We start from the raw sequence: 13,430 nt of genomic DNA on the forward strand, positions 1-13,430 counted from the left end.
AGCCGTGAGAAAGGCGCAAGCCGTTTTCACGGCTTTTTAGATTTTACAATTCTCGGAGCATCCCACAGCGAAGGAAGTAAAATAAGCGATACAGGTACAGCGCTCACCACAATAAATGCCTGCAGTTCATCGATACCGCCAGAGCCAATCATGATAAGAATGGCTGCCATTAGTCCCATTGCAATGCCCCAAAATACCCTTACAAAGGTGGCTGGCTGGTCGGAATTCGACATAGATACAGACAACACATAAGTCATAGAGTCACCTGTGGTGGCTACAAAGGTCATGGTAAGTAATAAAAACATGAACGACACAATAGCACCTAGAGGCAGCGCCTGTGTAATAGCAAGCAACGCCGCAGGCAGATTAAAGCCCTCAAATGCCGTTGAGATAGTGCCGGGTGAAGATAACTCTAAAGACAGCCCAGTTCCCCCAACAATGGTAAACCAGAACATAGTAATAAGCGGTGCAATGATAGACAGCATGAAAATAATAGCGCGGATAGAACGGCCCTTACTTATACGCGCAATGAAAATAGCCATCATAGGGCCGTAGCCAATAAACCACCCCCAAAAAAACACTGTCCACGAGCCAAGCCAGCCTGCATCACCAAAAACGCCAGCGTCTCCTCGGTATAGCGCCATTTGAAAAAAGTTGGTAACGTGAATCGCTAAGGCATCGAAAAAGCTAGATAGAATTACCAACGCACTGGTGGAGATCATTAAAAAGGCCAGCAAAACCACCGCTAAAATCATATTTAGCCGACTCAATAATTGTATTCCTTTGGTAACACCTGTTATGGCCGAGGCAACGTAAATTACCGTAAGTACACCAATCACAATAGTTTGTGTAGTGGCATTATCGGCTATATCAAACAAGGAGTTTAAACCATAGCTTACTTGTAACCCCAGAAAGCCAATTGGCCCAACGGTTCCTGCAACCACAGCGATAATGCATACCGCATCTGTGACTGTGCCAATAGGTCCTTCGATTGCTCGGTGCTTAAACACCGGATAAAGCAGAGTTCTAGGGGCTAATGGTAAACCTTTTTCATAGTGATAGTGCATTAACATGATGGTAGTAAGACTGCCTAAAATAGCCCACGCGAGAAAACCCCAATGAAGATAAGATTGCGCCAACGCATAGACGGTGGCCTCTTCAGTACCCGCTTTGACATCGCCAAATACCGGAGGAACGCTCAAGAAATGGGCCATGGGCTCGCCCGCAGCCCAAAATACACCGCCGCCGGCTAGCAGCGTACACATGATCATGGAGCCCCACTGAAAGTTTGAGAACTCGGGCTTGTCTATATTCCCCATGACTGAGTGAGCCCCAGGCATGCAGGCCATTACAATGCCAATTAAAAACGTGGCAAGTAAAAGCAACTGCCAGTACAGCCCAAAATGCCTTACCGACCAATCAAAACTGCTGTCTACCCATTGAGCGAGTGTTTTAACATCTATCAATGCCATTAGACAAAACAGGGTAATAAAGCCTGCAGTAATAGCGAAAAGCGGAATGTTTATTTTAGGTTTAGGGTTTACATCATTTTCAAAATTCATGCTATCTGTGAAGCGCCTTTTGCGTTTTAAAATTTAGACGGTGTGCCAACAGTTTTACTCGAGCTACTTCCAGCCCTGTCGCCACTTTGTTGTGTCTTTTAGCTCTCGCCAGTCAATTGAATACTCAATTTTTGACATCATCGATTCTAATAGGCATGCAGTAATTAAACCGTCTTCGTCAAAGTTAACTTCTGTGACCATAAAATGCTTTTCTTTGTTCACGGGCGATGTTGATGTCCACTTACTATGATGTAACTTTTTTGGATTGATTTGATGTGATGACATAAGAGAACTCTTACTTGATGGGGTTGTAAGTCGTGAATGCCACAGCATTGCACTTGTTTAATAACAGCTTGTTTAATAAAAGCTTAGTTAAATAACGGCTTGAAAAAATAGCTGTTTGGCACAAATTCAGATAATAAATGCGGCAGAATCTCGTTTGTCGATATGTAGTAGTTGTTTATCTGTAATGCTATTGAACAGCAACGGTAATTCTACAATCAATATATTTCAGAATTTTATTCACTTCACGAGGAATACTAACTTCTGGTTTGTGCTCTGATTTACAGAGTGTTCTGGCCCCTGAACTAACCTCAGCGCCCACGCTTGCTAGTTTAGTCTGTACAAAAAGATCACACGCGTCATAACTGATTTGCTGACGAATTAAGTAGTCGTTTAACGCATCGAAAACAGGCTCTTTTAGCGGCACCAGCCCTACAAAATCACCGGTGTCGGTGTTTTCGTAAAACGATGCTTCCGCGATTTCTCTTTTAAGCGTATATGCTTGCATTTTATCTAGATGTAAAAATCTAAAGCTGGCCGTCGTGCATTAACTTGCATCATTTGCACTAAACGGGTTGGTATTTAATTCACTCACAGAACTCTCAAAGTTGTATTACTGAAATGACTATTAGCCAATGATTTACTAACAAAACATCCCGTTGATCCACATCAACGCATCTTCTTCAACGATACGCCACACTACAATTAATCACACTTTGTCGCGTTAATGAGAATGCATACGTTAAAAACGATGAATAAGCCAAGCAACGCTATTACACCCATGGTGCATGGCCTTTACAAGCTTACGTTAAAACCGTCGGTAAACTTGGCTATTCAAACAAAACCTGTTTTCGGTGCCAATGTTACCCTACACAGTGACATTATCGAGCATGCAAGCTTTATTGCCAACCCAGTTAGCGTAATTGGTTGGCTAGATCTAGGGGGGCTTGCCTATTTGTGCGTTGAAGAGGGTATTCAGTTCACCCAGGATGAGACAGCGCCGCCTTTTCTACCGTCTCAGTTTTTACACTGTGACGGCGGGATTTTACGGGTTAATACACCAACACGCTTTTATCCAATAGCAAAGACCTCATCTGAGGCTCTCAAACACGGCGCCTTTTATTTCACACCAATGTGAGTGTGTGACTGATAATTTTTGATAGTGTCTTGCCAACACTAAAAACAACTGGACATACTAACGTGGCACCTCAACTTACAAGCCGCTTTTTATAAGCTTTCAAGCTTACAGTCAGGTGTCCCCGCTACATCATCTAGGGTAAAGCTCCATTCTACGGTGGTTAACACAGGCTGAGCTGATGTATTTGATTCTGATGGTTTCCAACGGAGTTTTTTAAGCGCTTTCTTGCCTTCAGGTACAAAAGTATTATCGGGTAAAAATTTAATCGTTTTTATATTTTGTGGTTCACCTTCGCTGTTTATTACATATTGAAAAACAACACAACCATTTAACTTTCGCTTTGCGGCTGATACGGGGTAACTTGGATAAGCTCTCTCCGATAGGACCCAATAATCTTTGACCAACTCTTCACTGGTTCTTAAATCTAGTGGAGCGATAGCATTCTTGTCTGTCGATGAACAACCTATCACAAGCATAGTGCTTGCAAATAAAAGTATTTTTCTCATATTCTTCCTTAAATTTTAATGACTCGAATTTGTGGGTTGCATGTCACAACAAATATAAATAATGTTCACATACTATCGATAGCGGCATCGCGAATGGCACCGGATAAGCCTGAGTAGCGCCTGTCTACTTTAGAAACCATGTCACTAAAGGTGGTGGTATTTGACACAATCAAGCAGCCTTTTTTGGCTCTTGTTAAGCCCGTATACACTAACCCTCTATGAAATAGTGCTGCCGACTTTTCTGTTTCTGGTTTTGGAAGTATCAATACAACATGAGAGAATTCAGAACCCTGAGACTTGTGAATTGTCATGGCATAAACAGTGTCAAACTGCGGGACCCTAGATAACGAGATATGACGTAACTCTCCGTTAGAAGCTTCAAACCAAGCAAATAGTTTTCCGTTACTATCTGGCCAGATAATGCCTACCTCACCATTTGATAATCGTTGAGGATGATTGTTCTTCACAATCATAATTGGCTGGCCCTGATAAAATGCTCCTTCTCGACGTGTTATTTTGCTTTTGATAGCGTCGAAGACAAGCGCGTTTAATCGTTCAACACCCATATTACCTTTACGTACTGGCGTTAACCATCGCACTGCGTTTAATTGCTTTAATGCTGATTTTGCATCTGATGCATCAAAAATGAGTGCAAAGCACTGAGTTGCCATTTTACGTAATAACTTTTCGGACACGCTATTTTCAGACCACAAATAAACGCCCTCTCGCAATGTCTTAATATCAGGCTCTTGCTCTGCAATTTCTTTATGATCTTCTTTATTGATAACACTTAACGCAGTCGTTGCCTCACCCTTTTGAATGGCACTTGCCACATCTGCCACTTGACCTTTAAATCGCTGTGGTGCTTGTAACGTATGTACCCATGTTTTTGCCTCTTCATCCACAGGTAACAGCGGAAGGTGCGGACATAAGGTCGCAATATGCTGTCGCAAAGCACTGGGTACAGCCCCTATTCTTTCCTCATCAAAACCATCGAGTTCATCACTGGTGTCTACCAGTTGCTCTAGTACATTGCCAAGCTCTACCGCGGGTAGCTGCTCAGCATCGCCAATGAAATACAGCCTAGCATGAGGTGGAAGCGCTCGTATTATTCGTGCCATAAGCGCTAGATCTACCATGCTGGCTTCATCTACTATTAACACATCAAGGGCGAGTTGATTCTGCGTGTTGTACTTAGTTGAAACTGTGTGTTCCCGTAAACCTAACAGTCGATGAATTGTCACCGCATGGGTAGGAACCCGGTTTAGCAACGCATCATCGATTTTACCTCTAAGGGCAGAAATACTGTCTGAAATAGATTCTGTCATTCTCTGCTGCGCTTTACCCGTCGGAGCGGCAAGTACAATATTGACATTCTCTTCACAGGCCTGAAGGGCCAGTAGCAAGCGCAAAACCGTGTAAGTCTTCCCGGTGCCAGGCCCGCCGTTAATTACGCTAAATCGTTGTACAAGACTTTTTGCCACCGCTATCTGCTGCCAGTCTTGCACTCCGCTGGTCTGGTTGTGAACGGTGTTTGCAGGTGCTAATTGGAACATCGCGGGCCACAAGGCTTTAACCTTCAAAGACGCCTCGTCATTAAGGGGAGAAAACGCTGTTCTAGCCACAATGCCATGGGCAATTTCTTGTTCAAATTCATAGTATCTGCGGCTGTAAAAGAGCCCATTGCTATACACAAAAAGCTGAGCAATTCGTTCGTCTTTCAACGCCTTCTTCACCACACCAATAAGCGGAGTTAGCTCATCGAACATATAACCTTTTTTTGCAGTATCTGAACTGTCTAACGTCGGTTCTGAGCGGTTGAAAAGAAGCTTGCTGGCTATATCACTGAGCAAAATACAGCTGTGGCCATGCCTTTGCATAAACGAAAGCGCCACAAGCACGTGCAGCCAAACAATGTTTTCTTTTTCACTTAGTGCAGGTAGTGGAGAAAACTCTGAAGCAATAAATTTATCAATGGCTTCAATACCGTGCAGTTGTTCGAACAAAGCGTTCTTGTCAATTACCACAGAGTCGGTGCTGGTTAAGGTTGAGTCCATATCACTCTTCCCCTTCTTCGTCAGAAAAGCCAAAGGAATGCTGATGCCCTGCGTCTGATGTCTGGGGTGATGGGGTAGACTGAAAATCTTCGCCATCAAAAAGACTATCTAACGCGTGCAAAGCATGCTTTGAAATTGGCGTGAAAAATACCCCTTCTCCCTCTCGATTCTCTGGGTGCATTCCTCGCAAATATAAGTAATACACGCCGCCAAAATGTTGCTCTGGTTGGTAGCCCACTAGCGTATTTTTCAAATAGCGATGCAGTGCAAGACTATAAATAAGGTACTGCAAGTCGTACAAATGATGCTGATTGTTCTCAAAAAGTGCACCAGGATTATAATTGGCAATCTCGTCACCTAACCAAGTAGATTTATAATCTGCCACATAATATTTACCTTCATGCTCGAACAATAAATCGATAAAGCCGTGCATCATGCCCGCCAGACTTGCTGTCATAAGCCGGGGGACCGTGAGAGCTTGCCCATTAAAGTGGCTGGCAAGCTCTGCTCTGTGCTCTTGTAAAACTCGGCTTAGCTTCGACCACTTACTCTCATTCATAGGAAAATAGAACTCAGCTTCTCTAAGCGTTTGCCCCAGTTGAAGAGTGCTCAAGGTCAAATTCTCTTGAGGATAAAGCGGCGTTTCAAGCGCTTCATTTAACCACTCATATAAAAAGTCGGCTTTGTCTTCCTCAAGACCAAATCGATTTAGTAATTCAGGGCCATGCTCTTCCCATTCTGGTGCGCTAAAGTCATTGAGCTCTAGCAGATCATGTAACAAGTTGCCCGCACTTGCCCCTTTAGTAAGCGTAAATCGCAACTGGTTAGCCGCCTCAACGTGATTGGTCAACGCGGCATTAGCAGCATCGTATTGATTCAAATCTGAACTTTCACTGCGACCGTCAGCAAAAGTAGAAAACTCTTCGTCACGGGCGGTTTGAATAACGGGAATCGTTTGCACGTTATTATTGGCTATAGGAATATTGCCCTGAGTAGTAAGTCGGCTCAACGCTGAAAAGGAATACAGTCGCCAGTTTTCGCTTTCAGTACCAGTGAATTGAAGCGTGTAAAGCTGAGGTACAGTGTCTTCGTGATTGAAACTGGAATACGTAATATCAATTTCATCCGCGCTAATATGGCAGCTGTGAGCATCCGTCTCCGCGCTCACACTGTTAAGCGCGTTTATCCATGCGTTGTCGCCCTCTGACGCAGCAGTATTATCTTTTGCGTCAGTTTCTTTAGTAATACCAAGAGCACGCGCTAATGCGCTTTTCTCATTTCCATCTAGCGGGATCACGCCCATGTAACAGCGATGGGCTGCTCGAGTAACAGCCACATAGGCCAGTCGCATATCTTCGGCAGCCCCTTCATCTCGCACTCTCGCAATGGCTTGTTTGGTTTGACCTAGTTGCAGCTGCAGCCCTTGCTTGTCTTCATCGTAATAGGTGAAAATTTGAGATATGGATTTGCCATTTTTACCAGGATCTTTATATCCGGTTGCAAAAGGAACAAATACAATGGGATATTCTAATCCTTTAGAGCCGTGCTGGGTGATAAGGCGAATAAGTTCACTGTCGCTTTCTAAGCGAAGGGTCATTTCCTCGTCAGATTCAGGCTGATGGATTTGTTTATTTAGCCAATCGAGCAACTGTTCTGGCCTTTGATGCGTGGTACTTGCTTTTTCAAGTACTTCAGCAAGATGCTGGTAATTTGTGAGCGCTCTCTCTACGTCGTTTCCAAAGGGCGTATAACTCTCTTGCATTAGCTGCAGTAATACACTCATACACCCCTTTTGCAGCCATAGCTCACGCAATGTAAGCACGCGGTCATACGCCATATCCCACAGGCCGTCATCTTCGTGAAACAGTAAATCAACTAAAAGCTTGGGGGTGTAGCCCCATAATGGCGACGCTAGACACGCCGCAACTTTGTCACTATCACTGGCGTGCCAAATACCGTTGAGTAAACGCAGTACGTCTTTTGCCTCTGGAGTAAGAAATAAGTTACTTCTGTCGCTTAAATAAACGCAGGCTAACCCGTGCTGTTGTAGCACGTATTTTATAACACTTGCTTCGTTTCGGTCTTTCACCAAAATCGCTATATCTGCTGGTTTCACGGGACGACGGGACGACGCCTCGTCAAACTTCGCCTCATTCAATAAACGATAAATTTCTTGTGCAATCCACAGTGCCATTTGACGACGCATGGTGTCGGCATCCTGTTTGTCATCTAAAAACATGCTTACGTAATTCATCGCACGGCGATGCTCACAGGGATCATACAGCGGATGTTTAGCCGCGGCGGCTTTTTGCGTAAATTCAACCTGCGTATAGTTAATGCCGAAGCCAAAAACATCGGTTGGCTCTTCAGAGGCAAGGGGAGCACCGTAAAATAGGCGATTATAAGCACTCACCATACCTTCGACAGAACGCCAATTTGTATTCATTACCCAGCGAAAGTCTGCTTGTTTGCCTGCTTTTAAATAGGTAAAGATATCGCCTCCTCGAAAGCGATAGATTGCCTGTTTTGGATCACCAATCATCAACAGCGCATAAGTATTTCTCTCATTGACATAATCGCCTTCAATAGTTGGCTCTGCATTTGGCTCTATGGCGTCTTTCTGCTTACGGATATTTGGGTAAACCGCATCTAAGATGGCATATTGATTGGCATCCGTATCCTGGAACTCATCAATCAGCGCCACTGGAAATTTTTTGCGAAGTTCACCTACCAACGAGTTGCCTGGCCTAGCAACTTCTGCCGCTAACATATTGATAAGGTCATCGAAATCAATAATACCGCGCTGTTTTTTCTGTTTTTCTACCGTTGACTTAACAAATGAAATAGCTTCATTAATGAGCGTGAAAACCGGTAGCTGAGCCAACGTTTTATCTCTTTCAGCAATCTCTAGCTCAATTGCTTTAGTGAAATCTTTTATCGGACTGAGAATGTCTTTTACGCCCGATGAATTGCGTGAATAGCGTCTCTTATCTAGAAACGCCTTCGCCTCATCTGGAGCGTCTGTAAACTCCCCTCCTCTCAACCATACTTTGAGAGCCTCAAGTTCAGTCGGTCGTGTCTTTTTATGCGCAGGCGTTTTTATCAGTTCTTGATAAATGAGTGACTCGTTTTCTTCAATACTGTTTAAAAATACGCTGAATTGAGCCTGATGCGTATCAGGGTGACTATTTAAATTATGTTGAAACGAAGTCTCGACGGACTCCTCATCAAGCAACAGCGGGGTTAAATTACTGTGTAAACTGGTGTAGAACTCACTGAGTAAACGTTCAGGCACATGCCAGCCCGACGAGGCTAATAGCAAAAAATCATTCTCTGTATAATTATCAATACCACTACTTACTTTTCGTATCCAGTCCTCACATGCCTGCAGGTAAAGCTCACTCGTGTCTTTACTCAAGTTTAGCGACATCGCAAAGCCGCTGTTAAAGGCTAGTTGGCCAATAACATGCTGACAGAATCCGTGTATTGTAAACACCGAGGCTTCGTCGAGTTCGAGCTGTGCTGCTTTTAAGCGACCTAAACTCTCTTCTATATCACCGAGTTTTAGAAGATGCTCATAGACGGGATCGAGTCCTTCGGGAATATCACCTTCGTTGCTACTCACCTGCTGAAACACAGCCGTTGCATCGCGAAGCGTGGCTGCAACTCTACCCTTAATTTCTTCGGTTGCCGCTTTGGTAAAAGTCATGACCAAAATTTCTTTTACCGTAAGCTTTTTCTCTAGCAGCAGCCGTAAATACAAGCGAGTGATATTGAATGTTTTACCGGTTCCTGCACTGGCTTCAATGAGGTGACGCCCGTAGAGCGGCATGTTTGGTACATCGAGAAGTTGAGATACTGTACCGTTGTGATTTGCATTGCTCATAGCTTTTCCTCCTCAGCAGAATTGGCCACCATGGCAAACAAAATAAACCCCTCAACACAGGGCAAACTTTGCCACGATATACCATCGGGGAATAGCCATTTTAAGTAGGGATCGTCAGCCATTTTTGGTCCGTACTGAGACGTAGACTGTTCCCAGCCTCGCAACAACCGCTGCGCCGTTGAACTTTCAAACAAATCGATTGTGCGTTGTATTATCTGCTCAGGTTTCTCTGAGCCTATGTCTTCTTCACATGCACAACCATTCTTAACGCGTAAACGTGCTCCAGGTATTTGTGAGTAGCGCTGTAGCGCTTGAACAACTTCATTAAATATTGCCGGCGTAATATCACTTACCAATGCTTTACTTTCAGAGTTTCGCTTTCCTGGCACCAAATCATTAAACTGACTGGCATAAAGCGGTGTGGGAGCCGTGAAAATTGAAATGTACAGTTGCTCAATAAACAGCAGAATATTCTGCGCTGTGCTGGTATCAAACGGAGCATACCGTCGCTTAATTAATGTGGTTTCACCCTTTTCCCAACTGCAATAATAAATATCCAGTGGGTAGCCGCTATAGGTATGAGTGTCGGTATTGGCACTAAAAACCAGCTGAGACATGAAATACGACAGCGCTCTTGTATCATTAATTTTACCTGCACAACGCTGAACTAGGCTATCAGCAGCCTCAAAAGCAGTTGTTGTGAAGGTGATATATTGACCTGTAAAAGAGGCCGTTTTGGCTTCAGCGTCATGGGGCCCAATGGCTTGGTTCAGGGCCAGCGCACCGTCCTTCCACATTTGAAGTTCTTCGTGGGCTACCGGGTTATTTGGAATATCGCCACGCAACATTGCAAATTTCGCTATTTGCTCGCCGACATTATCATAGCTTGTTGGCTGCTCCTGACTTGTGGGCACCGAGAAAATAGCGTCTAGCACTTGGTATCGCACAAGAGCGTTAGTTTCGAAGGGTTCACTATTTTCAAGTAATGTAAAAGAATGCGAAAGATTGACACCCAAACGTTGCTGTGAAAAGTACTCCAAAGGATCTTTAAATGCCCTTGCAACCTGCATTGTGGACAGCCGGGTGTCTGTAGCACTATGAGCGTCATCTAACGTAGCACTAAGTTCAGAAGCACTATTCTGCGCAATTGCGCTGTTTTCGTTAGCTGATGAATTTGCGTTCTCTTCTGATGCTTTACTCTTTTCGTCTGCTGCTATCTTTGCTTGCTGTAATGCATCTGCCAAGCGTAACCAACCGGTTTCATAACTGGGTAAAGCCCCCGTAAATGCAGACTCACTAAAGGGGTGCAGCGGTGCAAATTTTGTGTACAGAGATACATCGAGTTCATAGCCGTTCTCTAACATATCTATAAATTCAGCCAGCACTAAGCTGGGCTGACGCTCGCTGTTATTTTTTACGTCATTACCTTGATAGCTCAAGTATAGGCTGTCTCTAGTAGAGATAATGGCTTCTAGGAAAAGGTACCTGTCTTCTAAACGTCGAGAGCGATCGCCCAATCGTCTCGCTGGCCCCGCCATTAAATCGAGTCCTAGCGGGGTTGCTTTTCGCGGAAACTCACTGTCGTTCAAACCTAAAATACATACTTTCTTAAACGGTATGCTGCGCATGGGAAGCATGGAGCAAACCGTTACCTGCCCCGTCATAAAGTGATTTCCCGCATCAGGTGAGGAGAAGCGGCTAAGCAACAGATCTTTAATTTGGCGCAGACTCAGTGCATGCTCGTAACCCGCTTCTTGGCAGCGTGCGTATAAATCGGCTGATACTTTGGCGATTAAATCCCAACTTTGCTCCTGCTCTTTAGTAGATACGAAACACGCGTCTCGCAGTGTTAATAAATCCTCGGCCCATTTTTTAGGTGTGCGTGGAGTGGTGAGCTCATTGGCGAACCGTCCAAGTAACTCGATAACTTGCACTAATTTGCCTAGGATCAACGCACTTTGGCCCTCTACATCAGGAATTGTGAGTGTTTCATCAATCACTACTTCACTGTCTGGAGCTAACATTCCCATCAATAAACGGCGAATGCCCCACCACCAGCTGTACGTATTTTCTGTTGTGACACCTTCGGAAACGGCAGATTTATGCTTAGCGTTAAGCCCCCAGTGAATATGCGCCTGCTCTAACCACACGATCATTTGATCAATATCACTTTGGGAAACGTTAAAGCGCTTTTGCACAGAGTCTAGCTGTAAATAGTCCATAATATCCGACACGCCAAACCGACTATCTGGCAGCTGCAATAGCGCCATGTAGGCTGCAATTAACGGCTCGGTGTCCATAGGGCTTCTATCTGCTATCGAACAGGGTAAGCGTGTGGTTCCCTCCCTGCGTTGCGGCTTAGTTCCCACTCTATGAAAAACAGCATCTACAAAGGGTGCGTAGTTTTCTATAGCAGGGCACATAACTAAAATATCTGACGGAGTACGCGCACTGTCTTGAGAAAGCCAGTGTAAAAGGTGGTCGTGCAGCACCTGCACCTCACGTAGGGCTGAGTGAGTGCACATAATAGTCACGCTATCGTCTTGCTCTGCGACTTCGAACTCGTTTATAGGCTCTGCAGGCGCAGCGTGCAATATGTCGTTGTGAATGCGGGTGAGCAAATTAGACGCATTACGTGCTTTTTCACCGTTTGCGTCTGTGTTATCGCCTAGTAAGGTATCGCCTAGTATGTTAGCGCCTAAGTCGTCTAGTTCAGGAGCATCAAAAGCACTTATCTCGAAAGTGTCTAAATCGGTAAGTAAATTAAACAGCTCTCTACCTTGCTTACCCAAATTACCAAGCAAGGGGTTGCTTTGTTCTTGTGACATCCACTTTTCAAGCCCTTCCATACGAAGCTGTCTAGCAAGTTCATTGTCACTTTTTGCGTCTCCCCAGTAATTGACGCTAGGATTCAAATGGAAGATGTGGATATCGATATGCTGAGCCAACGCATCAAAAAACGCAATTAGCTGCGGCGCCATGGTATTAATGGCGAACACGACAATACGCAACGGTAAGTCAGCAGGTATCTGACCGGCTTCAAGCGCCTCAAGCGTCATTTTGTGAAGTCTAGCGGGATGCAGCGGCTGATTTTTTGTAAGCATTCGCCATATTTCGCTTTGCCACAACTCCATATCGTCAAACACAATTCGCTCACTTTGCTCCCAAGCAAATAGCCAGTCTGGTCGATAAAGCAAATATTGTTCATAAACGTCTGCAAGCGCAGTTGCGAGTTGTAATCGCTGGACACCCTGTTCTTGTTCACTACCTGCACCGATCCAATAACGACGAACCTGCTCGAACGCATCGGACTGCATCAGCTCATCATCTTGCAAAATGTTATCGATTCGCCACGTGAGAACTTCACGTCGATAAGGAGACTGACGAGGAACCTTTTCGCTGCCTAGCACCACTCTTGCAGTGTTCCACATAAATCTTACAGGCAGAGGAAAATCGAGGTTCATGGCTATGCCCTGCTCACGGGCAAGCTGCATACTAATCCAGTGTTGCATTCCGGGACTTTCAACAAGAATGGTTTCAGGAGAAAAAACACCTGAAGGCTGTTGTTTTAGCAGGGACGTTAGCAGAAAGCTAAGATGCTCTAATTTGTTTGATGGATATAGCGCAAGCACTCTAAAAATCCTTTTGTTATCAGCATTTAGTCCATTTCATGCAGAGCATAAAATGACTGAGCCCTTTTTGTAGTGATATTTTAGTGTATCGCAATTCAACTCGGTGTTAAGTGATTTATTTTTTATGGCAACGGCTAGATATGAAGACGAAAGGAGGGAAAATGTGCAGAAATTAAAAAAAAACCCATACAGACCTCAGGACACGAAAATTCTGTATGGGTAAGGTTTACGGACCACATAATTACCATCTGAATGCGTGTTGCCTGGCACCCAGTCAGATTTTCTGCAATTACGCAGCTCAGTTAACACAATAGCTTTAGCAGGTAAGATGCCAACTTTAAAACCTATAATTATCAACAACATAAAA

General features: G+C 44.4%; 8 protein-coding genes. 1 reads left to right on the plus strand and 7 read right to left on the minus strand.

Features of this window, described 5'->3' with window-relative positions:
- Positions 1–26: 26 nt before the first annotated feature.
- The 3 genes from BM528_RS11060 to BM528_RS11070 form a co-directional block, all read right to left on the minus strand.
- Positions 27–1,562: a BCCT family transporter gene (locus BM528_RS11060; RefSeq protein WP_071979851.1), complete on the minus strand. Its 1,536-nt coding sequence runs from the start codon at positions 1,560–1,562 to the stop codon at positions 27–29.
- Positions 1,563–1,625: 63 nt separating this feature from the next.
- Positions 1,626–1,847: a TIGR02450 family Trp-rich protein gene (locus BM528_RS11065; protein ID WP_071979852.1), complete on the minus strand. Its 222-nt coding sequence runs from the start codon at positions 1,845–1,847 to the stop codon at positions 1,626–1,628.
- Positions 1,848–2,034: 187 nt separating this feature from the next.
- Complete coding sequence (locus BM528_RS11070) at positions 2,035–2,352, minus strand: hypothetical protein (protein WP_071979853.1); 318 nt, start codon at positions 2,350–2,352, stop codon at positions 2,035–2,037.
- 243 nt (positions 2,353–2,595) lie between these two features.
- On the opposite strand from BM528_RS11070, the gene BM528_RS11075 reads away from it, so the two are divergent.
- Positions 2,596–2,982, plus strand: a complete 387-nt coding sequence (locus BM528_RS11075; RefSeq protein WP_083595267.1) for a hypothetical protein — start codon at positions 2,596–2,598, stop codon at positions 2,980–2,982.
- A gap of 89 nt (positions 2,983–3,071) precedes the next feature.
- Here the strand turns inward: BM528_RS11075 and BM528_RS11080 are convergent, their stop codons facing one another.
- The 4 genes from BM528_RS11080 to recC form a co-directional block, all read right to left on the minus strand.
- Positions 3,072–3,488 (minus strand): energy transducer TonB, encoded by a 417-nt coding sequence (locus BM528_RS11080; RefSeq protein ID WP_071979855.1) that lies wholly within the window; start codon positions 3,486–3,488, stop codon positions 3,072–3,074.
- A 65-nt stretch (positions 3,489–3,553) separates the two neighbouring features.
- Positions 3,554–5,545, minus strand: coding sequence for an exodeoxyribonuclease V subunit alpha (gene recD, locus BM528_RS11085; protein WP_071979856.1), 1,992 nt, complete (start codon positions 5,543–5,545; stop codon positions 3,554–3,556).
- A gap of 1 nt (position 5,546) precedes the next feature.
- A complete protein-coding gene (gene recB / locus BM528_RS11090) occupies positions 5,547–9,431 on the minus strand; it encodes an exodeoxyribonuclease V subunit beta (protein ID WP_071979857.1) in 3,885 nt (1,294 codons plus the stop codon).
- Positions 9,428–13,063, minus strand: coding sequence for an exodeoxyribonuclease V subunit gamma (gene recC, locus BM528_RS11095; protein ID WP_071979858.1), 3,636 nt, complete (start codon positions 13,061–13,063; stop codon positions 9,428–9,430). Before recC ends, recB begins: the two co-directional genes overlap by 4 nt.
- Positions 13,064–13,430: the final 367 nt, after the last annotated feature.

Source organism: Alteromonas sp. RW2A1 (assembly GCF_001886475.1).
GTDB lineage: Bacteria > Pseudomonadota > Gammaproteobacteria > Enterobacterales > Alteromonadaceae > Alteromonas > Alteromonas hispanica.

Excerpts from the sequence above, each read along its gene's own strand:
- BM528_RS11075 (WP_083595267.1), top strand. The coding sequence starts at position 2,596 with ATGAATAAGCCAAGCAACGCTATTACACCCATGGTGCATGGCCTTTAC.
- recB (WP_071979857.1), bottom strand. The coding sequence starts at position 9,431 with ATGAGCAATGCAAATCACAACGGTACAGTATCTCAACTTCTCGATGTA.
- recD (WP_071979856.1), bottom strand. The coding sequence starts at position 5,545 with ATGGACTCAACCTTAACCAGCACCGACTCTGTGGTAATTGACAAGAAC.
- BM528_RS11060 (WP_071979851.1), bottom strand. The coding sequence starts at position 1,562 with ATGAATTTTGAAAATGATGTAAACCCTAAACCTAAAATAAACATTCCG.
- BM528_RS11080 (WP_071979855.1), bottom strand. The coding sequence starts at position 3,488 with ATGAGAAAAATACTTTTATTTGCAAGCACTATGCTTGTGATAGGTTGT.
- BM528_RS11065 (WP_071979852.1), bottom strand. The coding sequence starts at position 1,847 with ATGTCATCACATCAAATCAATCCAAAAAAGTTACATCATAGTAAGTGG.
- BM528_RS11070 (WP_071979853.1), bottom strand. The coding sequence starts at position 2,352 with ATGCAAGCATATACGCTTAAAAGAGAAATCGCGGAAGCATCGTTTTAC.